At 71.1% G+C, this 24,330-nt stretch carries 25 protein-coding genes; 19 read left to right on the forward strand and 6 right to left on the reverse strand.

Annotated features, from left to right (window positions below; all coding sequences use genetic code 11):
* Window positions 1–11: 11 nt before the first annotated feature.
* The 13 genes from RM446_RS06280 to RM446_RS06340 all read left to right on the forward strand — a co-directional run bounded on the left by RM446_RS06280 (window position 12) and on the right by RM446_RS06340 (window position 12,019).
* Entirely contained in the window at window positions 12–932 is a 921-nt protein-coding gene (locus RM446_RS06280; protein ID WP_311544164.1) for an L-threonylcarbamoyladenylate synthase, read from the forward strand.
* Window positions 933–1,746: 814 nt separating this feature from the next.
* Window positions 1,747–2,907 (forward strand): MraY family glycosyltransferase, encoded by a 1,161-nt coding sequence (locus RM446_RS06285; protein ID WP_311544165.1) that lies wholly within the window; start codon window positions 1,747–1,749, stop codon window positions 2,905–2,907.
* Between the two features lie 340 nt (window positions 2,908–3,247).
* Entirely contained in the window at window positions 3,248–3,655 is a 408-nt protein-coding gene (locus tag RM446_RS06290; protein WP_311544166.1) for a hypothetical protein, read from the forward strand.
* Between the two features lie 328 nt (window positions 3,656–3,983).
* A complete protein-coding gene (atpB, locus tag RM446_RS06295) occupies window positions 3,984–4,844 on the forward strand; it encodes a F0F1 ATP synthase subunit A (RefSeq protein WP_311544167.1) in 861 nt (286 codons plus the stop codon).
* Between the two features lie 90 nt (window positions 4,845–4,934).
* Entirely contained in the window at window positions 4,935–5,144 is a 210-nt protein-coding gene (gene atpE, locus RM446_RS06300) for an ATP synthase F0 subunit C (RefSeq protein WP_311544169.1), read from the forward strand.
* 43 nt (window positions 5,145–5,187) lie between these two features.
* Window positions 5,188–5,730 (forward strand): F0F1 ATP synthase subunit B, encoded by a 543-nt coding sequence (atpF, locus tag RM446_RS06305; protein ID WP_311544170.1) that lies wholly within the window; start codon window positions 5,188–5,190, stop codon window positions 5,728–5,730.
* A complete protein-coding gene (locus RM446_RS06310) occupies window positions 5,730–6,539 on the forward strand; it encodes a F0F1 ATP synthase subunit delta (RefSeq protein ID WP_311544171.1) in 810 nt (269 codons plus the stop codon). Before atpF ends, RM446_RS06310 begins: the two co-directional genes overlap by 1 nt.
* Window positions 6,540–6,616: 77 nt before the next feature.
* Window positions 6,617–8,260 carry a F0F1 ATP synthase subunit alpha gene (atpA, locus tag RM446_RS06315; RefSeq protein WP_311544172.1) on the forward strand — a complete coding sequence of 548 codons (1,644 nt, stop codon included), beginning with the start codon at window positions 6,617–6,619 and terminating at the stop codon, window positions 8,258–8,260.
* A 3-nt stretch (window positions 8,261–8,263) separates the two neighbouring features.
* The gene (locus RM446_RS06320; RefSeq protein ID WP_311544173.1) at window positions 8,264–9,184 is read left to right on the forward strand and encodes a F0F1 ATP synthase subunit gamma; all 921 of its coding nucleotides are present in this window, start codon (window positions 8,264–8,266) and stop codon (window positions 9,182–9,184) included.
* Between the two features lie 4 nt (window positions 9,185–9,188).
* Window positions 9,189–10,631 carry a F0F1 ATP synthase subunit beta gene (atpD, locus tag RM446_RS06325; protein ID WP_311544174.1) on the forward strand — a complete coding sequence of 481 codons (1,443 nt, stop codon included), beginning with the start codon at window positions 9,189–9,191 and terminating at the stop codon, window positions 10,629–10,631.
* 78 nt (window positions 10,632–10,709) lie between these two features.
* Window positions 10,710–11,114, forward strand: coding sequence for a F0F1 ATP synthase subunit epsilon (locus tag RM446_RS06330; RefSeq protein WP_311544177.1), 405 nt, complete (start codon window positions 10,710–10,712; stop codon window positions 11,112–11,114).
* A gap of 37 nt (window positions 11,115–11,151) precedes the next feature.
* Window positions 11,152–11,637 (forward strand): DUF2550 domain-containing protein, encoded by a 486-nt coding sequence (locus RM446_RS06335; protein ID WP_311544178.1) that lies wholly within the window; start codon window positions 11,152–11,154, stop codon window positions 11,635–11,637.
* 82 nt (window positions 11,638–11,719) lie between these two features.
* Window positions 11,720–12,019, forward strand: coding sequence for an MTH1187 family thiamine-binding protein (locus tag RM446_RS06340; protein WP_311544180.1), 300 nt, complete (start codon window positions 11,720–11,722; stop codon window positions 12,017–12,019).
* Between the two features lie 37 nt (window positions 12,020–12,056).
* Here RM446_RS06340 and RM446_RS06345 read toward each other — a convergent pair whose 3' ends face one another.
* The 4 genes from RM446_RS06345 to nucS all read right to left on the reverse strand — a co-directional run bounded on the left by RM446_RS06345 (window position 12,057) and on the right by nucS (window position 16,281).
* Window positions 12,057–12,656 (reverse strand): hypothetical protein, encoded by a 600-nt coding sequence (locus tag RM446_RS06345; protein ID WP_311544181.1) that lies wholly within the window; start codon window positions 12,654–12,656, stop codon window positions 12,057–12,059.
* A 101-nt stretch (window positions 12,657–12,757) separates the two neighbouring features.
* Window positions 12,758–13,369 carry a cob(I)yrinic acid a,c-diamide adenosyltransferase gene (locus RM446_RS06350; RefSeq protein WP_311544182.1) on the reverse strand — a complete coding sequence of 204 codons (612 nt, stop codon included), beginning with the start codon at window positions 13,367–13,369 and terminating at the stop codon, window positions 12,758–12,760.
* 434 nt (window positions 13,370–13,803) lie between these two features.
* On the reverse strand, window positions 13,804–15,333 hold the full coding sequence (locus tag RM446_RS06355; RefSeq protein ID WP_311544184.1) for a M20/M25/M40 family metallo-hydrolase: 1,530 nt from the start codon (window positions 15,331–15,333) through the stop codon (window positions 13,804–13,806).
* 270 nt (window positions 15,334–15,603) lie between these two features.
* Window positions 15,604–16,281 (reverse strand): endonuclease NucS, encoded by a 678-nt coding sequence (gene nucS, locus RM446_RS06360; protein WP_311544185.1) that lies wholly within the window; start codon window positions 16,279–16,281, stop codon window positions 15,604–15,606.
* A gap of 347 nt (window positions 16,282–16,628) precedes the next feature.
* On the opposite strand from nucS, the gene RM446_RS06365 reads away from it, so the two are divergent.
* The 4 genes from RM446_RS06365 to RM446_RS06380 all read left to right on the forward strand — a co-directional run bounded on the left by RM446_RS06365 (window position 16,629) and on the right by RM446_RS06380 (window position 19,608).
* On the forward strand, window positions 16,629–17,015 hold the full coding sequence (locus RM446_RS06365) for an SCO5389 family protein (protein ID WP_311544186.1): 387 nt from the start codon (window positions 16,629–16,631) through the stop codon (window positions 17,013–17,015).
* Window positions 17,016–17,140: 125 nt separating this feature from the next.
* Window positions 17,141–18,331 (forward strand): 3-hydroxyacyl-CoA dehydrogenase, encoded by a 1,191-nt coding sequence (locus tag RM446_RS06370; RefSeq protein ID WP_311544187.1) that lies wholly within the window; start codon window positions 17,141–17,143, stop codon window positions 18,329–18,331.
* A gap of 128 nt (window positions 18,332–18,459) precedes the next feature.
* Window positions 18,460–18,774, forward strand: a complete 315-nt coding sequence (locus tag RM446_RS06375) for an ATP/GTP-binding protein (protein WP_311544188.1) — start codon at window positions 18,460–18,462, stop codon at window positions 18,772–18,774.
* 96 nt (window positions 18,775–18,870) lie between these two features.
* Window positions 18,871–19,608: an alpha/beta hydrolase gene (locus RM446_RS06380; protein ID WP_311544189.1), complete on the forward strand. Its 738-nt coding sequence runs from the start codon at window positions 18,871–18,873 to the stop codon at window positions 19,606–19,608.
* A 215-nt stretch (window positions 19,609–19,823) separates the two neighbouring features.
* Here the strand turns inward: RM446_RS06380 and RM446_RS06385 are convergent, their stop codons facing one another.
* Both RM446_RS06385 and mce read right to left on the reverse strand, forming a co-directional pair.
* On the reverse strand, window positions 19,824–21,161 hold the full coding sequence (locus RM446_RS06385) for a DivIVA domain-containing protein (protein WP_311544190.1): 1,338 nt from the start codon (window positions 21,159–21,161) through the stop codon (window positions 19,824–19,826).
* Between the two features lie 570 nt (window positions 21,162–21,731).
* The gene (mce, locus tag RM446_RS06390) at window positions 21,732–22,175 is read right to left on the reverse strand and encodes a methylmalonyl-CoA epimerase (protein WP_311544191.1); all 444 of its coding nucleotides are present in this window, start codon (window positions 22,173–22,175) and stop codon (window positions 21,732–21,734) included.
* A gap of 84 nt (window positions 22,176–22,259) precedes the next feature.
* Here mce and RM446_RS06395 point away from each other — a divergent pair, with 84 nt between their 5' ends.
* Together RM446_RS06395 and RM446_RS06400 are read left to right on the forward strand one after the other, a co-directional pair.
* A complete protein-coding gene (locus tag RM446_RS06395) occupies window positions 22,260–23,453 on the forward strand; it encodes an acetyl-CoA C-acetyltransferase (protein ID WP_311544192.1) in 1,194 nt (397 codons plus the stop codon).
* Between the two features lie 89 nt (window positions 23,454–23,542).
* The gene (locus RM446_RS06400; protein WP_311544193.1) at window positions 23,543–24,247 is read left to right on the forward strand and encodes a carbon-nitrogen hydrolase family protein; all 705 of its coding nucleotides are present in this window, start codon (window positions 23,543–23,545) and stop codon (window positions 24,245–24,247) included.
* Window positions 24,248–24,330: the final 83 nt, after the last annotated feature.

Consider the following 24,330-nt stretch of genomic DNA (forward strand, 5'->3'; position numbering starts at 1 on the left):
GGTGACCTCAGGTGAGCCGCAGCTACGACTGCGCAGACGCGCAGGGGCGCAAGGACGGCATCGCCGACGCGGCGTCGAGCGTCCGCCGAGGCGAGCTGGTGGTGCTGCCCACCGACACCGTCTACGGGATCGGCGCCGACGCGTTCAGCCCGGCGGCCGTGTCGGCGCTGCTGGACGCCAAGGGGCGCGGTCGCGACATGCCGCCGCCCGTGCTCGTGGGCTCCGTGCGTGCCGCCCAGGCGCTCATCGAGGACCTGGGCAACTACGGCCAGGACCTCATCGAGGAGTTCTGGCCCGGGCCGCTGACCATCGTCTGCGCCGCCGCCCCGAGCCTCTCGTGGGACCTCGGCGACACCAAGGGGACCGTGGCGGTGCGCATGCCGATGCACCCGGTCGCACTTGAGCTGCTGAAGGAGGTCGGCCCTATGGCGGTGAGCAGCGCGAACCTGTCGGGGCACCCGGCCGCCACGACGGCGGAGGAGGCCGAGAAGCAGCTCGGCGACGCCGTCGCCGCCTACCTCGACGGCGGCGCGTGCGCCGACGACACCCCCTCGACGATCGTCGACCTGACCTACGCAGTTCCGCGCGTGCTGCGTGACGGGGCGATCTCCGTGCAGCGGCTGCGCGCGGTCTGCGGCACCGTGATCGGCGTGCCCAAGCGGCGCTCCACGAGCGAGGGAGAGACCGGCGACGAGGCCGCCCAGGACGGCGCTGAGGAGCCCGCGGGCACCGGCTCGGGGGAGAGCCCGGGTGCCGCCGGAAGTACCGCGGGGGCGGCGGCTGACGACGCCGAGCCGACCGCGAAGGGCGAAGCGGCACCGGCCGCCCCCGGTGCGTCGCCCGACGCGGCCGCGGCCGCGTCCCCGGAGTCCGGCGAGGCGCAGCGGGCCGACTCTTCCGAGACCGGAGCCGAGCGCGGCGGCACGGCCTGACTCGGGCGCATCTCCGTTGATCTTGTAGCCATCGCAAATGGAAATCGCTTTCCTTCACGATGGCTACAAGATCAACGGGGTTCGGCCCGGTTCTAACGTGCCGGGGCGCTAAGAAAGCGCAAAGAATGCAGCGCCCGCGATCGGCGGCGGCTACGGAGCGCGTCCGGGGTGCCGGTGCCGGCGGGCAGGCGGCACCGGCACCCCGGACGCTCGGAGGGATCGGGAGGGCGCCGCGAGCGGGCCGTGCCCGATGCGTCCGGCGCACCGGGTGGGCGGCGCCGCTCGACGACGGCGTCCCGCGCGCGCCGGTCTCCCCGCTGCGCAGCGGCTTCGGTGCAGCGCGGGCGGCGGTGCACCGCCCGGCCGTCGCACGGCGGCCCGCGGGTCCCGCGGGCCGGGGGCGCCTCCTCATGCCGCGGGCGTGCTGCGCGTCGGCCTCCGTGGCCTGTGTCCGCGCCGGGGGGACCGGCCGCCCGGATCCCGGACGCGAACTGTGACACGGCGCACTTTTCTTACTCTGCGTAGTCGAAACGTATTGCCGCGCACCCGCGGCAGGTAGTGCTAGTTTCGACTGCGCCGCGGTCACCGGAACGGCAGCCGTATCCGACGTCGCTCGCACCGCGGTCGCGACCGCCCCCTCGCGTCCCGAGGGCGGCCGGTGGCCGACCGCCGTCCCGCCTCGCCGGTTCGCGGCCCGTTCCGCCCGAGGGCAGCACCAGCAGCAGAAGCCGTCAGCCCAGCGCCGAACCGCCGACCGCCTCCGCCGGCTCCCCCCGCCGTCGGCGCGCAATCCGAGGAAGGCACCAGAAACGCCGTGCGTGAGTACGCGCTCACCTTCGTCATCGCCTTGGCGGTCACCTATCTGCTGACCCCGTTCGTACGGCGTGCGGCGATCACGTTCGGCGCGGTCCCCCCGGTCCGCGACCGCGACGTGCACTCCGAGCCGATCCCGCGCATGGGCGGCATCGCCATCTACGGCGGCTTCGCCGCGGCGCTGCTGATCTCCTACCGGCTGCCCCACCTGCAGGACGTCTTCGTCTACAACACCTGGCGCGGACTGCTGCTGGCCGGCGGCCTGATCGTCGTCATCGGGATCATCGACGACCGGTGGGGGATGGGGCCCGTGCCCAAGCTCGCCGGGCAGACCGCGGCGGCGGGGATCATGGTGTGGTCGGGCGTGCAGATGCTCTGGCTGCCGGTGCCGGGCACGCAGCTGTCGCTCGGGCCGATGCTGGGCTCGCTCGTCTCGGTCGTGCTGATCGTCGTCACCATCAACGCCGTGAACTTCGCCGACGGGCTCGACGGCCTCGCCGCCGGGATCGTGGCGATCTCGGCGTTCGCGTTCTTCGCCTACTACTACGTCGCAGCGGTCGACCAGGGGTTCGAGCGGCAGTCCTACCCGGCCATGATCGCGATCATCCTGGCCGGCGTGTGTATCGGGTTCCTGCTGCACAACTTCAACCCGGCCCGGGTCTTCATGGGCGATACCGGCGCCATGCTGCTCGGCCTGCTGCTGACCTCGATCACCATCACCGTGACCGGCCAGTTCTACCCGGACGGCCGCACGAGCGTGCACGGGATCGCGCTGTTCCTGCCGGTCTTCCTCCCGCTGCTGGTGATCGCGCTGCCGCTGGCCGACCTGGTGCTCGCGGTCGTGCGCCGCACGCTGGCCGGGAAGTCGCCGTTCGCCCCCGACAAGAAGCATCTGCACCATCGGCTGCTGGAGCTGGGGCACTCCCACGCCCGCGCTGTACTGCTGATGTACCTGTGGGCCGCGATCATCGCGTTCGCGTCGGTGTCGCTGTCGGTCTTCGACACCCCGTTCGTCGTGCTGACCGTCACATTGCTGGTGGCGGCGTGTGCCGTGGGGCTTATCACGCTGCCGCGGCTGCGCCGCCGGAACCGGGCGCGCGACGCCCGCGCCCGAGCAGCGGCCGCCGGCTCCGCGTCGACCACGTCGGCCTCGGTGGACTAGGGGGAGAGCGCGATGCTGATCACGCCCCGCCGCCCGGCCCGTCGCGCCGACCCGGCCTCGCGGACCGCGGATCCCCGGCGGCGTGGAACCGCGCCGGGCCCCACCGGTCCCGTCCCGCAGTGAACCCGTCCGGAACCGGAGGTCGAGACCAGCCGAACGCCACATGACCCGCGTTCACAGAACAGCGGCGACAAACTCGACAACCTGCATAGACGGCCGGTGATCTCGACTCCGCGCGAGCGGCGGGGGTGACCGCAGGGGTGACCCGTGCTCGGATGCCCGAATCCTTGTGATAGCTTTCACGAGCAAGCACCCCCACGTCACTACCGGAGCCGAACCTATGAAGGGACACGACGCCCGGATTCTCCGTGGCGCCGCGATTCCGACCGCCGCCGCCGGTGCGCTGGCCATGGCCGTCGCAGGCTTTGCGGCGGGCACGCAGGCGTTCCTCGGCGCCGCCACCGGTGCCGTCCTGGCGCTGGTGTTCTTCGGTTTGAGCTTCCTCATCGTCACGTGGGCGGGCGACAAGAACCCCAAGTACCTCTACCCGGCCGCCATGGGCACCTATCTCGCCAAGATCGTGCTGCTCGGCGTGCTGCTCGTGGCGTTCGGCGACGCCGCCGTGTTCAACCACCTCTCCTTCGCCATCACGGCCTCGGCGTGCACCGTGGTCTGGATGGGCGCTCACATGTGGGCGCTGAACACCGCGAAGATCCTCTACGTGGAACCCGCGGAGGAGGGGACGTGACGGCCGCCGGCTTCGGAGCCCGTGTGCCCGCTCCCCCCGCCGCGCGAAGGCGCGGGGGCGCGCGCTGCCGGGCCTGGGGACGTCGCCCCGCGTCGATCATGGGCTTTCCGCACGGTATGTTCATCTCGGTTGGCATCGGCTGGGCCGCCATCCAGGCGCTGTCCTTATCCAGCGGCGAGCCGCACGGATCAGTGGGAACGGCATAGGCGCGGCCGTCTTCGAGCTGCCATCCTGACCAACCACTCCGGTGCTCCGCCGCACGCATTGACGGCGCGGCACCGCCAACCACGAACGAGGTTTGAGTTGTGTCACGACGAAAGGATTCGCCGTGAGTGCTGAAGCGCGCCTCCTCGCGTCCGGGGAGGAGAGCTGCCATCTCTTCGGAGACAACGGCTGCGGATTCGACTCAGTCGTGCCCGGCGCGGAGGTCTTCTTTCCGGAGCCGTGGCTGAGCTTCGGAGTCGCAGGCACCTCCGGCATCACCAAGTACACGGTGCTGCTGGCGCTGTGCGTGCTCCTGGTACTGGCGTTCAGCTACTTCATCCTGCGCAGGCCCTCGGTGGTCCCGGGGCGCGTCCAGGCGGCGGGCGAGCTGATCATCGAGTTCATCCGCACCAACGTGGTGCACCAGCAGATCGGCGGCAAGCGCGGCGAGAAGTACATGCCGCTGATGATGACGCTGTTCCTGTTCATCTTCGCGATGAACGTGATGGCCATCATCCCCTTCCTGCAGCTTCCAGTGACCAGCCATCTGGCCTATCCGATCGTGCTGGCCGTGTACATCTACGTGCTGTGGAACTACATCGGCCTCCGCGAGCACGGGTTCCGCGGCCACGTCATCGGCAAGCTCGTGCCGCCGACGGCTCCCAAATGGGTCCTGCCGATCTTCGCCCCCCTCGAATTCGCCTCGACCTTCCTGATCCGGCCGTTCACCCACGCGGTCCGGCTCTTCGCCACCATGCTGGCTGGCCACCTGCTGCTCGCGGTGTTCGCGGCGGCCGGGTGGTACATGCTCAACCTCGACGCGGGCGGCGCCCTCACCATCGTCTCGATCGGCTACTCGCTGCTCGCGCTCGTGGCCTTCCTGGTCTTCACCGCCCTGGAACTGTTCATCATGGCGCTGCAGGCCTATGTGTTCGTGACGCTCGCCTCCAACTACATCGGCGAGTCCATCGAGGGAGCACACTGACCTCTCCTCGTCTTGACCCCAGCCCGATAACCAACGTCAGTCCGGCGGCGAGAACGCCCGCCGGCGGGTTCTGAGTAAAGGAATGCAGTAATGGACATCACGGGTAACCTCAACGTCATCGGCTACGGCCTCGCCGCCATCGGCCCCGGCATCGGCGTGGGGCTCGTCTTCGGTCTGGGCGTCCAGGCCATCGCCCGCCAGCCCGAGGCCCGCGGTCTCCTCCAGGGCCAGATGATCATCGGCTTCGCCCTGTCCGAGGCGCTGGCCCTCATCGGCCTGGTGCTCGCCATCGCGCTGTAGTGGCCGGCTGGTTGTCAACGGAAACAGCGAAGGGAAGCCAGCCATGATGTTCTTGGCAGCCGAGGAACCGAACGTCCTCAGGGTCCACTGGGACGAGGTCGTGTTCGGGGCCATCGCCTTCTTCCTGATCCTCGCCGTCATCACCAGGATGTGGCCGCGCTTCACCGCGATGCTGGACGAGCGCAAGAACCAGATCGAAGGTGGCATCGAGCGCGCCCAGAAGGCCGAGGCCGATGCGGAGGAGATCCGCCAGCAGTACCGCGAGAAGCTCGACGAGGCGCACCGCGAGTACGCCCGCGAGCTGGAGAAGGCCAAGGAGCAGCGGGCCTCCATCATCGCTGAGGCGCGTGAGGAGGCTCAGACCGAGGCCCAGCGGATCCTCGACGCCGCGCACGCCCAGATCGAGGCCGACCGCCAGCACACGTTCGCTCAGCTGCGCGGTGAGATCGGGTCGCTGTCGACCGACCTCGCCGAGCGGATCGTCGGCGAGTCGCTCAGCGAAAGCGAGGCCCAGAACCGGGTCATCGACCGGTTCCTGGAGGAGCTGGAGCAGAGCGAGAACACCTCCCAGGCCGAGGTGCGCTGATGCGGGGCATCAGCCGCTCCTCCCTGCAGGAGGTCACGGAACGGCTCGGCACGGTGCTGGAGTCGGCCGACACCGCTGCGCTGGGCGCCGAGCTCTTCGACGTGGTGGCGCTGCTGGAGCGCGAGCACACGCTGCGGCGGTGGCTGGCCGACCCGGCCAACCCGGCCGAGGCGAAGTCGGGGCTGATCGGCGAGCTGCTGGAGTCGCAGGCGTCGCCGTCGACCGTCATGGTCGTCGGCGACGTCGTCCAGGCCCGCTGGTCGCGCCAGCGCGACCTGATCGACGCCGTCGAGCGGGCGGCCGTCTTCGCGACGATCGCCCGGGTCGAGAGTGAGCAGCGGCTCGGTGAACTGGAGGACGAGCTCTTCCGGTTCAGCCGCGTCATCGCCGGCGACACCGAGCTGCGCGCCGCCCTCACCGACGAGTCCGTCTCCGAGGTGCGCAAGGGCGGCATTGTGGAGGCCCTGCTGGCGGGCAAGGCCGACCCGGCGACGACCACCCTGGTCACCCGGGTTGTGACACACCCGCGGGGCCGTACCCTGGAAGACGGTCTGGAGTACTACGGGCAGCTCGTCGCCGAGCGCGCCCAGCGCTACGTTGCGCTGGTTCGCACGGCGGTCGTCCTGAGCGAGGACCGGCAGGAGCGGCTGCGCGCCTCCCTGGCCCGGATCTACGGGCGCCCGATCCACCTGAACATCGACGTCGACCCCTCGATCGTGGGCGGCCTGTCCATCCGGGTGGGCGACGAAGTCATCGACGGCACGATCACCGGGCGTCTGGGCGAGGTCCGGCGACGCCTGGCCGGCTGAGGCGACGATCCACCCCCAAGCAGAACGCACCGGCGCCGGGGAACGCGGCGCCATACGAGAGCAAGGACATACGTGAGATGGCGGAGCTGACGATCCGGCCGGATGAGATCCGGAACGCGCTGCAGCGCTTCGTCCAGTCGTACGAGCCCGACGCCGCCGCGCGCGAGGAGATCGGCACCGTCACCTACTCCGGTGACGGGATCGCGCGCGTCGGCGGCCTTCCCTCGGCGATGGCGAACGAGCTGCTGCAATTCGAAGACGGCACCCTGGGCTTGGCCCAGAACCTGGAGATCGGCGAGATCGGCGCGGTCGTCCTCGGCGACTTCTCCCAGATCGAGGAGGGCCAGGCCGTTCGCCGCACCGGCCAGGTGCTCTCGGTGCCGGTGGGCGACAACTTCCTCGGCCGGGTCGTCGACCCGCTGGGCACCCCCATCGACGGCCAGGGCGAGATCGAGACGACCGAGCGCCGCGACCTGGAGGTGCAGGCCCCCACGGTCATGCAGCGCCAGCCGGTGGGCGAGCCGATGCAGACCGGCATCAAGGCCATCGACTCGATGACCCCGGTCGGCCGCGGCCAGCGCCAGCTGATCATCGGTGACCGCCAGACGGGCAAGACCGCCATCGGCATCGACACGATCATCAACCAGAAGAGCAACTGGGACTCCGGCGACCCCAAGAAGCAGGTCCGCTGCATCTACGTCGCCATCGGCCAGAAGGGCTCGACCATCGCCGGCGTGCGCGGCGCGCTGGAGGAGGCCGGGGCGATGGAGTACACCACCATCGTGGCCGCCCCCGCGTCCGACCCGGCGGGCTTCAAGTACCTGGCGCCCTACACCGGTTCGGCGATCGGCCAGCACTGGATGTACGACGGCAAGCACGTGCTGATCGTCTTCGACGACCTGACCAAGCAGGCCGAGGCCTACCGAGCGGTGTCGCTGCTGCTCCGCCGCCCGCCGGGCCGCGAGGCCTACCCCGGTGACGTCTTCTACCTGCACTCCCGCCTGCTGGAGCGCTGCGCCAAGCTCTCCGACGAGATGGGCGCGGGCTCGATGACCGGTCTGCCGATCATCGAGACCAAGGCCAACGACGTCTCGGCCTACATCCCGACCAACGTCATCTCCATCACCGACGGCCAGGTCTTCCTGGAGAGCGAGCTCTTCAACCAGGGTCAGCGCCCGGCCATCAACGTCGGTGTGTCGGTCTCGCGTGTCGGCGGCGCGGCCCAGACCAAGGCGATCAGGGGTGTCACCGGTTCGCTGCGCCTGGGCCTTGCCCAGTTCCGCGAACTGCAGGCGTTCGCCGCCTTCGGCTCGGACCTGGACGCGGTGTCCAAGGCGCAGCTGGAGCGGGGTGAGCGGCTGATGGAGCTGCTCAAGCAGGGCCAGTACCAGCCGCTGGCGATGGAGCGGGAGGTCGTCTCCATCTGGGCCGGCACCACCGGCCAGATCGACGACGTGCCCGTCGAGGACGTGCGGAGGTTCGAGGAGGACTTCCTGGACTACGTCTCCCGCGAGCACGCCAAGGTCCTCGACAACATCCGCGAGAGCGGCAGGTTCGAGGAGGAGACCGAGGCCGCCCTCAAGGAGGCCATCGCGGAGTTCAAGATGACCTTCCAGACCTCGGCCGGCACTGTGCTGGGCACCGAGGAGGAGGCCGAGGCGCTCGAAGAGAGCCAGGTCGGCCAGGACACCATCAAGGTAGCCAAGAGCAGCGGGAAGTAGCCCATGGGTGCACAGCTTCGCGTCTACCGCCGGAGGATCCGCTCGACCAAGTCGATGGCGAAGATCACCCGCGCGATGGAGCTCATCGCCACCACCCGCATCACCAAGGCACAGCGGGTGATGCGGGCGGCGGAGCCCTACGCGCGGGAGATCACCCGGTCGGTCTCGGCCTTGGCCCAGCAGGTCAAGGACCACCCGCTGCTGATGGAGTCGGAGAACCCGACGCGGGCCGCGGTCCTGGTCATCACCAGCGACAAGGGCCTCGCCGGCGCGTACACGGCCAACGCCATCAAGGAGTCCGAGCGCCTGAGCGCCCTGCTGGGCAACCAGGGCAAGGAGGTCCTGCAGTACGTGGTGGGACGCAAGGGCATCGCCTTCAACCAGTTCCGCGGCCGCGCCATGGAGCGGACCTGGGAAGGCATCACCGAGCGGCCGACCTACCTGGACGCCCGCGAGATCGCCGACGCCCTGATGGACCGCTTCACCAAGGACAGCGAGACCGAGGACGGGGTGGACGAGATCCACATCGTCTCCACCGAGTTCGTCTCCATGCTGACCCAGCACGCGGCCTCCCACCGGGCGCTGCCGCTGGAGGTCGAGGAGGTCGAGCCGAAGGTCCTCGAAGCCGAGCAGGGCGGCCCGCTGCCGCTCTACGACTTCGAGCCCTCCGCCAAGGAGGCACTGGACCAGTTGCTGCCCCAGTACGTGGCGAACCGGATCTATTTCGCGCTCCTGGAGTCGGCAGCATCGCAGCAGGCCTCGCGCCGCAACGCGATGAAGTCGGCCACCGACAACGCCGAGGAGCTTGTCCAGAACCTGACCCGCCAGGCCAACCAAGCCCGCCAGGCGGAGATCACCAACGAGATCAGCGAGATCGTCGGCGGCGCCGACGCGCTCGCTGGTGCCAGCGCGGGAAGTGAGTAGGAAAGTGACTGCGACTGCTGAAGGGACGGCCGCGCCTGGCACGGCCACCGGGCGAATCGCCCGGGTCACCGGCCCGGTCGTCGACGTGGAGTTCCCGGTCGGCGCCCTGCCCCCTCTGAACAACGCCCTGAAGACCGAGGTCACCCTCGGGGGCGAGACGAAGACGCTGACCCTTGAGGTCGCCCAGCACCTGGGCGACAACCTGGTGCGCACCATCAGCCTCAACCCCCAGGACGGAATGGTCCGGGGCGGCGAGGTCCGCGACACCGGCGAGCCCATCAGCGTGCCGGTCGGCGACGGAGTCAAGGGGCACGTGTTCAACGCCCTCGGCGAGTCCATGGACGTGCCGAGCTCCGAGCTGCAGGTCACCGAGCGCTGGCCGATCCACCGCAAGGCGCCTCCCTTCGACCAGTTGGAGTCGAAGACGGAGATGATGGTGACCGGCATCAAGGTCATCGACCTGCTCACGCCCTACGTGCGCGGTGGCAAGATCGGCCTGTTCGGCGGCGCCGGTGTGGGCAAGACGGTGCTCATCCAGGAGATGATCACCCGTATCGCCCGCAACTTCGGCGGCGTGTCGGTGTTCGCCGGCGTCGGCGAGCGCACCCGTGAGGGCACCGACCTGTTCCTGGAGATGGACGAGATGGGGGTCCTCCCGGACACCGCGCTCGTATTCGGCCAGATGGACGAGCCCCCCGGCACCCGTCTGCGGGTGGCGCTGTCCGGGCTGACCATGGCGGAGTACTTCCGCGATGTGCAGAACCAGGACGTGCTGCTGTTCATCGACAACATCTTCCGGTTCACCCAGGCCGGCCAGGAGGTCTCCACGCTGCTGGGCCGCATGCCCTCGGCCGTGGGCTACCAGCCCAACCTGGCCGACGAGATGGGCGTGCTGCAGGAGCGGATCACCTCGACCCGCGGCAACTCGATCACCTCCATGCAGGCGATCTACGTCCCCGCGGACGACTACACCGACCCCGCTCCGGCGACCACGTTCGCCCACCTGGACGCCACCACCGAGCTCTCGCGGCCCATTTCGCAGAAGGGCATCTACCCGGCGGTGGACCCGCTCGCGTCGACCTCGCGCATCCTCGACCCGCAGTACGTGGGCCAGGAGCACTACGACGTCGCCCAGCGGGTCATCGGGATCCTGCAGCGCAACAACGACCTGCAGGACCAGATCGCCATTCTGGGTATCGACGAGCTGTCCGAAGAGGACAAGATCATCGTCGAGCGTGCGCGCCGCCTGGAGCGGTTCCTGTCGCAGAACATGTTCGTCGCGGAGAAGTTCACCGGCAACCCGGGCGTGTTCGTCCCGCTGGAGGAGACCATCGCCTCGTTCAAGGCGGTCTGCGACGGCGAGTACGACCACCTGCCCGAGCAGGCGTTCCTCGACGTCGGCAACATCGAGATGGCCGTCGAGAAGGCCAAGACGCTGCAGGGCTAGACGTTCAACGGGGCGCGGGCGGCACCCGCGGTCGGCCGCGCCCCGTGAAACCGCCCACTAGCAGAGGAGTTTGTGGCAGTGTCGAAGAAGCTTTTCGTCGAGATCGTCTCGCCGGAGCGGGAGCTGTGGGCCGGCGAGGGCGACATGGTCATCGCCAAGAGCGTCGAGGGCGAGATCGGCGTGCAGCCCGGCCACACGCCGGTGCTGGCCCTGCTGGCGCCCGGCGCCGTCGTCCGGGTCCTGGGCGCCCGCGAGACCGGCGAGGTCCGCGCCGCGGTCCATGGCGGCTACATGGTCGTGACCATGGGCGACCGTGTGTCGATCCTGGCCGAGCTCGCGGAGCTGGCCGAGGACGTCGACGTCGAGCGGGCGAAGGCGGCGCTGCGCGACGCCGAGTCCGAGGGAGAAACCGAGGACGAGGACGCCCAGGGGCGTGCCGCGCGGGCGCGCAGCCGCCTGCAGGCCGCCGGCGTAAGCGAATGAGCGGCGCCGGCGGGCGCTGAACGGGGGAGATGCGCCGGTGCAGGAGCTGATATTCGGCCAGCCGTGGTTCAAGGCGGCGGAATGGCTGTTCATCGCGCTCCTCATCGTGATCGTGGTCGCCCTGCTCGCCGTCACCGCGCGGCGCTATGGCCTGGAGCGCGGAGGCGGCGCCGTCGAGTGCTACCTGCGCTCGGGTGCGGGGGCCCCGGACCTGCCCTGGCGCATGGGACTCGCCCGGTACGGCAGCGAGGAACTGCGCTGGTACCGGGTCTTCTCGTTGTGGCCGCGGCCGGCAGCCGAACTGTCGCGCCGCGGCCTCGTCGTTCTGCACCGCCGCCCGCCCACGCCCGGCGACCTGCGCGAGCTCACCCAGGACCTGGTGGTGATCGAGGTCGGCTGGGCCGCCGCCGACGGCTCCGATCCCGCGGAGGCGGTCTACGAGCTGGCGATGTCCGACGGCGCGCTGACGGGGTTCCTCTCCTGGCTGGAGTCGATGCCGCCCGGAACGCACTGGCAGTCGTGAACCTCCGCCGCCGCGGAGGCGCCTGCGGCGACTCACCGCCGGGCGAGCGGCACCGAACCCGCCCGCCGTCTAGGCTGGGCGCATGATCGTTGCATTCTCAGTGAGTCCGATGGGTTCCGGCGACGACTCCGTCGCCCCGGCGGTGGCCCGCGCGGTGCGCGTCGTGCGCGAGAGCGGCCTGCCCAACCGTACCGACGCCATGTTCACCAGTGTCGAAGGGGAGTGGGACGAGGTGATGGACGTCGTCAAGCGCGCCGTCGCCGCCGCCGGCGAGGGGGCGCCGCGGGTCAGCCTCACGTTCAAGGCAGACATCCGCGAAGGCGTCAGTGAGGGCCTCACCAGCAAGGTCGCAGCCGTCGAGCGCGAGCTCGGCGGGTCCTGAGTCCGCGCCCGGGTCACGGCCGGAAAGCGGAGGCGGGTCAGAGCCCCGCCACGGTCGCGACGAGCATCAGGCCCACTATCATCGCGATAAGGATGCCCGCGATCGCGAACCCGCCCTGGACGGGATAGCGCTCGATGAACGTCACCATGCGCAGGTCCGGGTACATTTTGGCGAGTTCGCCGGCGGTGACGGGGCGGTCGGGACCGCTGCACGGTACCGCCAGTGCCCTCACCAGGCGGTCCATGTCCTCCCGCGCGTAGTTGGTGCCGGCCACCCTGAGCACCAGCTCGCGCCGGGTGTCGAGCAGGAAGAGCGTGTCGCCGGGCGGCGCCCGGTGGGCGTGAATCTCGGCACGCACCACCTCCGCGGCGCGTGAGCGCAGTCGGCGCTGCTGGAAGAACAGCCCGTGAAGGACGATCTCGTCCGCCGTCAGTTCGATCCGGGAGCGGATCAGGTGTCCGACGGCGCCGGCGATCAGTGCGGTGAACCCGGCGCCCCCGACCAGGGCGGCTATGAGGCCGAACTTGAACGTCACTGTTATGACGAGACTCCCCATGACCACCGCCGCGGTGACGAGGTGCCACACCGCCTTTCGGGTGTCCGGCCGCAGTGCGAGTACCTCCGGTGCATAGCGCATGCCCGCGCCACTCCTGTCTGTCCGTCCTGTCGGTCCTGCAGAGGGTCCCGGCGCCGTCCGGTGCGGTTATGGTCGGGCGCCAGGCGGCCGCGGTCCCGAGGTCAGCGGTCGCCGCCCGGCTTCCATAGCACTTCCGATCCGTCCTGCCCCAGTACCCGGCACAGGATGAACAGCAGGTCCGAGAGCCGGTTGAGATAGCGCGCCGTCAGCGGGTTCACGCTGGTGCCGTGCTCCTCGCGTGCCGCCCACGCGTTGCGCTCGGCGCGCCGCACCACGACGCGGGCCTGGTGCATCAGCGCCACCGGCGCCGATCCGCCGGGAAGCAGGAAGGAGCGCAGCGTGGGCAGGTCGGTGTTGTAGCGGTCGCACTCGGCCTCAAGGCGCTCGATGTAGGCCTCGTCTACGCGCAGCGGCGGGAACTCCGGCTCCCGGCCGGGCGGAGCGACAGGGCAGGACAAGTCGGCGCCGAGGTCGAACAGCTCGTTCTGGACGCGGACGAGCATCGTGCGGACGCGTTCGGGGACGCCGTCGCCGCCGAGCGCGAGCGCGGTTCCGATGGCGGCGTTGGCCTCCTCGACGTCGGCGTAGGCGACCAGGCGCGAGTCCGTCTTGGCGGTGCGGCTCATGTCGCCCAAGGCGGTGGTGCCGTCGTCGCCCACACGCGTGTAGATCTTGGAAAGCACGACAGGGGTCTCGGAATCCCGTTTGGTCATGGAGCCACTCTAGGCCGTGCGGCCCGTGCGGCCCGTTCGGCCCTGCGGGCGGTGCGGGGTGCGCAAGGGCCGCGGTGCACCGGCCGGGGCCGGACGGACACGCGTCGGCAATCGTTCTGTTTCGGGGGCTGTGCTCCGCACCGTCATGCTGATACTTTTCGAATCGAGGGAGACACGCAGAGTAGTTTCCCGGGGTCGGGTCCGCGGGCCGGATCGGGTGCGGCGCGGGGGCCATCCGAAAGGACCGGTGCGGACGCCGCCAGCGGCCGGGCGGCGACCGGGGTCGAGGGGGCCCGGTCGCCGCGCATGAGGGGACCGGCGAGCGCGGCGGTGTGCGACGCGGCGGCCGGATCCGCGGATCGGCCACGGAAAACGCCCGTGGGCGAGGAGTCGGCTCCTCGCCCACGGGCGCCTCAACGAGTGCGGCAGGACGGTTACCGCAGCCAGAGGTCTCCGACCCGGTCGGCACGGAACTCCTGGGCGGACTGGATCCGCGGAGCCACGCCGTTGACCGGGAGGGTGCTCTTGGAGTAAGTCTCCACGGCGTAGGCCACGCCGTCGGAGAGCTGGTCCAGCGCCGTCCAGTCGATGTTGCCGATGTCGTCCTGGGCCGTGTGGTAGTTCGGGTCGAAGTCCTCGCCGGCAGTGCCGCCGTAGTACTCGACCTGCTGCTCGGTCTTGGCGGCGTCGCCGCCGCTGAACAGGCCGCCGGAGGCGATGCCGGCCTCCATGAAGGCGCTGTAGTCGGACCTTCCGCTGAAGGCGGTCGGCTCGGTCACCAGGCCGCGCTGCTCGTAGTAGTCCTCGAACATCTTCTGGATGGCCCCGGAACCCGAGGGCGGCGGCAGCGAGCCCTCCAGTTCGCCGCGTCCGTCGTAGATGAAGCGGCCGAAGTTGGGCGAGCCCAGCATGTCGAAGTTCAGGTACAGCGCGATGCGCTCGCGCTGGCGCTCGTTGAGGCCTTCGACGTACTTGGTGGAGCCGACCAGGCCCTGCTCCTCGGTGCCCCAGAAGGCGAACCGGACCTTGTTCTCGTGGCCGTCCAGCTTGGCCAGCTGCTGGGCGGTCTCCAGGATCGCCGCCGTGCCGCTGCCGTTGTCGTTGATACCGGGGCCCTCGGGAACACTGTCCAGGTGGGCGCCCACCATGACGACGTTGTCGCGCGCTCCGCCCTTGGTCTCGGCGACGATGTTATAGGAGGTGCGCTCGGAGACCGAGGCGTCGACCTTCAACCGCAGTTCCAGGGAGTCGCCGGCCGCCACGAGCGCGTCGCCGGTCGCGGTGGTGGTGCCCACCACCGGGATGGCCGACTCCTCGCTGACCGTGCCGTTGAGCGGGCCCTCGACGTTGTTGGCGACGACGGTGCCCGCCGCTCCGGCCTCCGCGGCGTTGGCGGTCTTGGCCTGGAAGGAGCAGCTGCCGCGCATGACGATCGCGATGGCGCCCTCGGGGAAGCCCGCGAAGTCCTCAGCGGTGCAGCCGCTGTCGGTGCTGTCGTAGTCGACGGGCACGCCCGCTCCGGTGGCGTCGCCGGCCCCGGAGTAGGTCATGGTGACGAAGTCCTCGCCGGGGGTGAACTCGCGCTTCTCGGGGGCGAGTTGGGTGAGCACGGCCTCGGAGTGCTCCTCCCACAGCTCGTAGTCGTAGGTGTCGCGCCTGGGGCGGTACCCGGCGCGCTTGAGCTGGTCGGTCACGTAGTCGGCGGCGACGTCGTAGCCGGGGGTGTTCGTGGCGCGGTTGCCGCCGTTGTAGTCCGCGATCGTGCTCAGGTTCTCGACGTGCTCGCGCAGACCGTCGGGGGTGACCAGGGTCGGCAGCACGGCTTCGTCGGCGTGGGCGGTTCCGGGGGCGAGTCCCAGGCCCAGCACCAGGGTGGCCGAGGCACCCGCAGAGGCGAGGCGCTTGACGGTCGGCGGAACGTGTCGCCGGGGTCTGGGGGATCGTCCGGTCGGGCTTGTAGGCACTGGCGTCCTCCTGCTGCGGACGCCCGTCTACTCGGGGTGATGAGACGGGCGCGGTTCGTGCGAGGTATCGGGCACTCTGTCACCGCCGTATACCGCAGAGCAAGGTGATACGCCCTGTATTGCCACATCCAGCCACAGTTCTTCCGCCGTTTCGGCGATGTGTGGTCTCATGGACGGTTTCCGGCGCGCCCGCCCGGCCGGACGCAGAGAACCGCCGCGGCGGTGCGCCGGCGGCGGTTCGCGGGGTGTCGGGGGATCGCCCGGCCCGGCTCAGAACAGGCGCGGGGTGTCGGGCTCGATGCCCCGCAGCGCGTCATAGTCGAGCGTGACGCAGCCGATGCCGCGGTCGCCCGCGAGCACGCGGGCCTGCGGCTTGATCTCCTGGGCCGCGAAGACCCCCTTGACCGGGCTGAGCGAGGGGTCGCGGTTGAGGAGCTCCAGGTAGCGGGTGAGCTGCTCGACGCCGTCGATGTCGCCGCGCCGCTTGAGCTCGACGGCGACGGTGCCTCCCTCGCCGTCGCGGCAGAGGATGTCCACCGGGCCGATGGCGGTGGGGTACTCGCGGCGGATCAGCGTATAGCCCTCGCCGAGCGTGGTGATGTGCTCGGCCAGCAGCTCCTGCAGGTGGGCTTCGACGCCGTCCTTCTGCAGCCCGGGGTCGGCGCCCAGGGTGTGGGAGCTGTCGTGCTGGATCTCCTCGATGCGCAGCACCAGCTTCTCGCCGGACTTGCCGTGGGTGACCGTCCACAGCTCGGAGCCGTCCTCGTCGGCGGACTCCTTGACCGAGCAGGGCGGGTTCATCCAGTTCAGCGGCTTGAACGCGCGGTCGTCGGCGTGCACCGAGACCGAGCCGTCGGCCTTGAACAGCAGCAGCCGGGGGGCCATGGGCAGGTGGGCGGTCAGGCGTCCGACATAGTCGACGCTGCACCGGGCGATCACGAGTCTCACGCTGCACGATCCTAGCCCCGGCGGGCGGTCGGCGCGGGCCGCTCGGGAGGCCGCTCCCACAGGCTGTTGGGCAACCGGATGATCACCGGTCCGCGGGCCCCACCCCCGTTGATCTTGTAGCTATCGTGAAGTAAAACGATTTTCAGTGACGATAGCTACAAGATCAACGGTGATTTCCCGACTATGGCGTCGGGGCTAGCCACATGTGGCGCTCCGGCACCGTGACGATCCGCGCACGATGCCACTAGCGTCGCAGACCGGTGTGCGAGGTCCCGGCATCCGCCGGAACGGGCGGCTCCGCCGCGGATCCCGCACCCCGCCCCGGTCGCCAACAGAGAGGGACCTCCATGTCGCTGACGGTTTCGCCGGAACTCCTGCACAAGGCCGAGCAGGGACCCGTCGACAACGACGATTTCATCGCCTGCATCCGCGAGTCGCTGCCCTACGCCTGGAGCGTGGTCAGCGGGCTGGCCCAGCGAGCCGCCGGCGGCCACGCCGACTTCGAGGCCAACGAGGTGCCCCCGCCCGGCGAGACCGAGCGCGGGCAGCTGCTGCGTCTGCTCGCCAGCGACGCCATGCGTGCCGCCGTGGAGCGCCACTTCGGGATGCGGCTGGCCTTCCAGAACTGCCACCGGGTCGCGCTCTTCAAGCCGGGCGCCGACGCCGCCCACGCCGAGTTCACCTCGCCGCGTGCGCAGCTCCTCAACCAGTCGCCCGAGCTCGTCGACTGCTGATCCGCGGCGCGCGCCGCCCGCACGCGGCGCCGTCCCTTCGGGGGCGGCGCCGCGGCGCTTTCTCCGGGTGCGCCGCGAGGGCTCCTTCCTGCGGCGCCGCCGCGGCGACCGCGTAGGGTGGGCGCATGCAGGAATTTGACAAGGTCGGCGTGGTCGGGCTGGGTACCATGGGCGCCGGTATCGCCGAGGTGTTCGCCCGGGCCGGATTCCAGGTGTGGGGCGTGGAGGTCGACGGCGACGCCCTGGACCGCGGCCGCGACCACGTCCGTAGTTCGCTGTCCAAGGCGGTGGACAAGGGCAAGCTGGGCGCCGAGGAGCGCAGCGGCATCCTCGACCGGATCGCCTTCACCACCGATCGCGAGGACCTGCGCGACGCCGATTTCGTCGTCGAGGCCGTCCCCGAGCGGATGGACCTCAAGCGCGACGTCTTCGCCGACCTCGACCGCATCTGCCCTCCGGGCACGATCCTGGCGACCAACACCTCCTCTCTGTCGGTCACCGAGATCGCCGCGCTGACGGACCGGCCGGACAAGGTCGTGGGCCTGCACTTCTTCAACCCCGCCCCGGTGATGAAGCTGACCGAGGTCGTCAGCACCATCAGCTCCGCACAGGCGACCGTCGACATCGCCACCGAGGTGGCCAAGCGCATCGGCAAGACCCCCGTCACGGCCACGGATCGGGCCGGCTTCGTCGCCAACGCCCTGCTCGTGCCGTTCATCAACGACGCCGTCTCGGTCTACGAGCGGCGGATCGCCTCGCGCGAGGAGATCGACACCGCAGTCACCAAGGACGCCGACCTGCCGATGGGGCCGCTCGCGCTGGCCGACCTCGTGGGTATCGACGTGTGCCTAGCGGTCATGGACGTGCTCTGGGAGGAGTTCCGCACTCCCCGCTACGCGGCCACCCCGCTGCTGCGCCGCATGGTCGCCGCCGGGCGCCTGGGCCGCAAGAGCGGGCGCGGGTTCTACGACCACGGCGGTCGCGCCAACATGCCGGAGGACCTGCCCGCCGGCCAGCTCGCCCAGGCCGTGCGCACGGGCAGCTTCGGGTTCGACCTTGCGGCGATGCTGCTGGTGCCGCACGTCAACGACGCGCTGCGGATGGTCGGCGACGGCTACGCCTCGGCACAGGACGTCGACACCGCCATGCGGTTCGGCTGCGGCTACCCCAAGGGTCCGGTGGAGCTGTTCGAGGAGCGCGGCATCCCCTGGTTCGGCGCCGTCCTCGAAGCCCCGATCCCGGCGCGGCTCACCACCGCCACCGCGGCCCCGGTCCTGCTGGCCATGGAGGTCAACGGACACCGGAGCCTGCACTAGTCGCGGCACAGCGCCGTCGATCTTGTAGCTAACGCAAATGGAAATCGTTTTCCTTCACGATGGCTACAAGATCGACGGGGTTGGGGCCCGGGTGGGTCGCGGCGGGTGGCTCCCCCTACTCTGGAAGGGTGAGTCCGCGCCGCAACAGCCCTCGCCGCCGCAACGGGCAGAGCCGTCCGCCCGGCGACGACGAGGTCTTCCAGCGCATCACCGGAGCCGAGCGCCGCGAGAACGGCCCCGACGGCGAGTGGGCCGTGCGCCGCATCAGCGGGTCCGCCGCGACCAAGACCTACCGGTGCCCGGGTTGCCATCAGGAGATCCCGCCGGCCGTTCCGCACGTCGTGGCCTGGCGGCCGTTCGGCGACGGCGATGACCGCCGCCACTGGCACAGTTCCTGCTGGGAGCACCGGACCAGCCGCGGCGTCCGCTTTCCGCGGCGCTGACTCCCGACACCCCCGCGGTCCGGCCGCACCGGCGCACCGCCGGGCGCGCCTGCGCCGCCCCGCCGCCCCGCCGCCCCGTCAGTGAACCGAGGGACCATGCAGATCCGCGCCACCACGGTGCTGCCCGCCGAGCGCCGCCCCGTCACCCTGCACACCTCCGACGGCCTGGAGCTCGTCGGCGAGCTGGCCCTGCCCGAGGGCCGCGAGCCCGTCGCCGCGATCGTGTGCCTGCACCCGCTGCCCACCGCCGAGGGCATGATGGACAGCCACGTCCTGCGCAAGGCCGCATACCGGCTGCCGGCGCTGGCGGACACCGCCGTCCTGCGCTTCAACACGCGCGGCACCGAGTCCCGGCACGGCAGGAGCCAGGGCGAGTTCGGCGAGGGCGAGTCCGAGCGCTACGACGTGGCCGCAGCGATCGAGTTCGCCGAGTTCGAGGGGCTGCCCCGCCCCTGGCTGCTGGGCTGGTCCTTCGGCACCGAGCTGGCGCTGAAGTGGGGCTGCGACCCGGAGGTCGAGGGTGCGATCCTGCTCTCGCCGCCGCTGCACCGGGCGGGCGAGGCCGACCTGGACGCCTGGGACCGCTCCGGCAAGCCGCTCGTCGCGCTGGTGCCGGAGTTCGACGACTACCTCCGCCCCGACGAGGCCCGCAAGCGCTTCGCGCGCGTCGGCCGGGCCGAGGTGATCGGCGTCGAGGGCGCCAAGCACCTGTGGGTGGGCGAGCCCTACGTCCGCACGGTGCTCGACACGGTCGTCGAGCACGTCGCTCCGGGGGCCGCGCCGCTGCCCGTGGAATGGGACGGCCCCTATGAGCGCGACACCTTCTCCGCCTGACCGGCCATCAGGACGGGCACCTGCCGGGGACGAGTGCGGCCGCACCGGAACGCGCCGCGGGCCGCCGCCTAGCCGGAGCCGCCGGAGCCGGACGCGCGCCGGGCCCCGGCGCACGAACAGGCCCCGGCACCCCGAATCGGATCGGGTGTGCCGGGGCCTTTCGCGGTCGCGGTTCCGGCCGAAAGCCGTGCCCTAGCGACCCGACGCCGGGACGGCTACTCCTGCCACCAGTCCTCGTCGTCCTCGGCCTTGGCGCCGGAGGCGGCCACCGGCTGCTTGGCGGCCTCGCCGCCCGAGCGCTGCTGGGCCTGCTGCTCGCCGCCCTGCTGCGACTCGATGGCCGGCGCCGGCTCGGAGGAGGCCACCTGAGCGGGGGCCGGAGCCGCCGGTGCGGCGGCAGCGGGGTCCCCGCCGCCGGCCCCCAGCAGCTGGCGCAGCTGGTCCAGGTGCGACTGGATGCTGTCGCGCTGGCGGCTCTTCTCCTCGACCTCCTGCTGGGCGATGGTCATGATCCGGTCGGCCTCGGCCTTGGCGTCGCTGACCATGTGGTCGGCCTTGGACTTGGCCTCGGCGGAGATCTGCTCGGAGTTCTTCTTGGCGTTGGCCACGAGCTGCTTTGCGTGCTGCTCGGCCTCGCGGCGGGTCTGCTCGGCCTGGTTGCTGGCCTTCGTGGCGCGCTGCTCGGCGCTGGCGGCCCGCTCCTCGGCCTCCGAGACCAGCTTCTGCGTCGCGGCCTGCGCGGCGGCCAGGCGCTCGGCGTCCTGGCGCTCGGCCTCCTCGCGGCGGCCGGCCAGCTGGATCTCGAACTCGGCCTCCTCCTGAGCCCGCTTGGCCTCGCTCTCCTCAAGCGTGCGCTGGGCCTGGGCGCGCATCTCGTCGGCCTGGCGCTTGGCGGTCTGCAGGGTCTCGTCCCGCTCGCGCTTGGCGGAGGCGCGCGCCTGGGCGCACTCGCGCTCGGTGGTGGTGCGCAGCTTGGCGATCTCGCCCTCGAAGGTCGCCCGCTTCTCGGCGATCTCGTGGTCGACGGCCGAGCGCTTCTTCTGCACCTCGCGCTCGGTGGTGGAGGTCAGTTCGTCGGCCTCGCGCTGGGCCGTGGTGCGGATCTCCTCCGACTCGGACTCGGCGGAGGAGCGCATCTCGTCGGCCTCGCGCTGGGCCGTCGTGCGCAGGTCGTTGGCCTCGTTCTCGGCGGCCGAGCGCATCTCGGCGGCCTCGATCTTGGCCTCGGACTTGATGTCGTTGGCCTCGGCGCGGGCGCCCTGGACGAGCTCGGTGGCCTGCTCCTCAGCGAGGCGGAGCAGCTGCTCGATGCGCGCGCCGAGTCCCGAGTAGGTGGGACGCTCCTGCTCCTGCAGTTGGCGCTTGGCCTCGGTGAGGTCGTGCCGACCCTGCTCGGCCTCTTCCTTTGACTGCTGGAGCTCGGTCTTGAGTTGGTCGACGAAGCTCATCACCTGCTGCCGGTCGTAACCGCGCAGGACTACGTCGAACTCGGTGGCCTGGTTGCCTTCCTCGAAGAAATTGGTCAGCTGGGCTTCAATATCGGACGACGACATGTGGCGGAATCCTGAACGAGTGACGAGACGGCTACTTACGGGTGTTCGTGTCGAGTCGGGGGCATGCGGCCCGGCGCCTGCGGCCGCTCCTCTCGCCACGATCCAGCGGTTTCGCGAGCTACTCCCGGGGAGGGTACTCCGGGAACCACGCGTCTGTGGGCGAGTTCGCTCCATTGGTACGGATTGCGGAGCGAAGGAGCCTTACCGACGGAAGGGGACGCTCTGCGCAGCTTGCCCGGCTCGGCGAGCCGCGGCGGGCAAGGGACGGTGTGTACCGGAAGTCCCGGTAGTTAGCAGACTTTATCAAGCTCAACGCCCCGCAGAGGAGGGTTTGCGGCATACGGATCGGGGTCTCGGGGCAATCGCAGGGCGGGACGTGGGACGATAGCGCATGTGACGGTTCCGTTGCGCTGCGCAGCGGTGCGCGGACCGCACAGCGGTGCGCGGCGGCGAAGGCGCGCCCTGCGGCCGCGGGCACCTGCATAACCGGGGGTCTCCAAGGACCGCCGCTCGCGCGCGGACCCGACCCGACCGGTGGGCCCCCGCCCACCGGTCGGCCTCGGCAGGCGCCTACTCCGCGCCGCCCGCCCCCTCGCCGGCCGCCTGCACCAGCTCGGTCAGCACCCCGCCGCAGTCCTTGGGGTGCAGGAAGGTGATCGAGGAGCCCATCGAGCCCGGGCGCGGAGCCTCGTCGAGGACGCGCACTCCCGCCGCTCCGATCTCCGCCGCCGCGCCGGCCACGTCGCCGGTGCCGAAGGCGATGTGGTGCACGCCTTCACCGTGCCGGGCCAGGAACCTGGCGACCGGGGAGTCCTCGCGGACCGGCTCCAGCAGCTGCAGGTAGGTCGCGTGGCCGTCGTCGGTGCCGTTCACGCGCAGCATCGCCTCGCGCACGCCCTGCTCCTCGTTGACCTCCTCGTGCGCGACCTCGAAACCGTGCACCCGCCGGTACATGCCCGCGGTCGCGTCCAGGTCGAAACAGGCGATGCCGACGTGGTCGATCCGGGTCAGCAATGGCTCCACCTCCGAGAATCCGCCGAACGACGCGTATGTATCGTGGCAGACGAGGTCGGACAGGAACGCAACGGAGGCTCGCCAATGCCCGGATCCGTCATCGTCAGTGGAGCACGCACCCCGATCGGGCGCCTGCTCGGTTCGCTCTCCGGGTTCTCGGCGGTGCAGCTCGGGTCGTTCGCGATCGAGGCGGCGCTGCAGCGCGCCGGGATCGCCGGCGACCGGGTCGACTACGTCGTCATGGGCCAGGTCCTTCAGGCCGGCCAGGGCCAGATCCCCTCGCGCCAGGCGGCCGTGGGTGCCGGCATCCCGATGAGCGTGCCGTCGCTGACCATCAACAAGGTCTGCCTTTCGGGACTGGACGCCGTCGCGCTCGCCGACCAGCTCATCGGCGCCGGCGAGTTCGACGTCGTCGTCGCGGGGGGCATGGAGTCGATGACCAACGCGCCGCACCTGCTGCCCAAGGCGCGCAGCGGGTACAAGTACGGTTCGGTCGAGGTCCTCGACGCCACCGCACACGACGGGCTGACCGACGCCTTCGACGGCGACTCCATGGGCGCCTCGACCGAGCGGCACAACGCCCGCCTGGGCATCGGGCGCCCCGAGCAGGACGCCTTCGCCGCGCGCTCGCACCAGCGGGCGGCCGCAGCGGTCAAGGACGGCCGCTTCGAGGCCGAGATCGCGCCGGTGCGCGTTCCGCAGCGCAAGGGCGAGGACCGGCTGGTCACCGAGGACGAGGGCGTGCGCCCCGACACCACGGCCGAGAGCCTGGCCCGGCTTCGCCCCGCATTCCACGACGCCGGCACCATCACACCCGGCACCTCCTCGCAGATCTCCGACGGGGCCTGCGCACTGGTCGTGATGAGCCGCGCCAAGGCCGAGGAGCTGGGCTGCGAGATCCTCGCCGAGGTCGGCGCACACGGCAACGTCGCCGGGCCCGACAACGCCCTGCAGTCCCAGCCCTCCAACGCCGTCCGCCATGCGCTGGGCAAGGCCGGCGGCCAGGCGTCGGACCTGGACCTGATCGAGATCAACGAGGCGTTCGCCAGCGTGGCCGTGCAGTCCATGCGCGACCTCGGCCTGCCTGAGGACTCCGACAAGGTCAACCCCGACGGCGGCGCCATCGCCCTCGGCCACCCGATCGGCATGTCCGGCGCGCGGCTGGCCCTGCACCTGGTGCACGAGCTGCGGCGGCGCGGCGGCGGTCGGGGCGCGGCCGCCCTGTGCGGCGGCGGAGGCCAGGGCGACGCACTGCTGTTCGAGGTCCCCGGGGCCTGAGCGGGGCCCGCAGGCCGCGGCGGCCCGGCGAGGCCGCCGCGGGGGCCGCCGAAACGAGTCCGGGCCGGAAGGCGGAAGGGGGCGGACCTGTGCGCGAGCCGCTGGTGGTCGCGGTCGCCCAGCCCGTGTGCGAGCCGCGCGACGTGGCCGCCAACGCCGGGGTGCACGCTGAGGCGGTGCGCGCCGCGGACGCCCGCATCGTGGTGTTCCCGGAACTGTCGCTGACCGGCTACGAGCTGGACGCGGCGCCGCTCGCGCCCGGCGACGCGCGGCTGCGGCCGATCGTGCAGGCGTGCGACCGGGCGGGCGCGACCGCGCTGGTGGGGGCGCCCGTGCGAGGCGAGGACGGCGTCGAGCACATCGGGATGCTGGCGGTCGACGGCGGCGGGGCCGCGCACGTCTACAGCAAGACGTGGCTGGGCGGTGCCGAGCCCGAGCGGTTCGCGCCCGGCACCGGGCCCGCGGTGCTCGACGTCGACGGCCGCCGCGTCGGGCTGGCGATCTGCAAGGACTTCGGTGTGGCCGCGCACGCCGCCGGCACCGCCGCACTCGGCGCAGTCATCTACGCGGCGACCACCCTCGAGCACGCGCGCGACGAGGCCGTCCAGCAGGAGCGCGCCGCACACGCCGCCGCCGAGCACGGGATGTGGGTCGCCGTCAGCAGCTTCGCCGGACCGACCGGCGGCGGTTACTCCCGCACGCTGGGGCGATCGGGGGTCTGGCGGCCCGGCGGAGCCGTCGCCGCCCAGGCCGGGCCGGACGCCGGCGTCATCGTCCGTACCGCGCTGGCCTGACCGGGCACCGGACGCGGCCGGCCCGGGTCCCCGGGGAGGCGGGCAGGGCGGACCGGTGCGCGGCGCGGACGCTCCGGTGCGCC

Source organism: Streptomonospora wellingtoniae, from assembly GCF_031845375.1.
In the GTDB taxonomy this organism is placed as follows: Bacteria; Actinomycetota; Actinomycetes; order Streptosporangiales; family Streptosporangiaceae; genus Streptomonospora; species Streptomonospora wellingtoniae.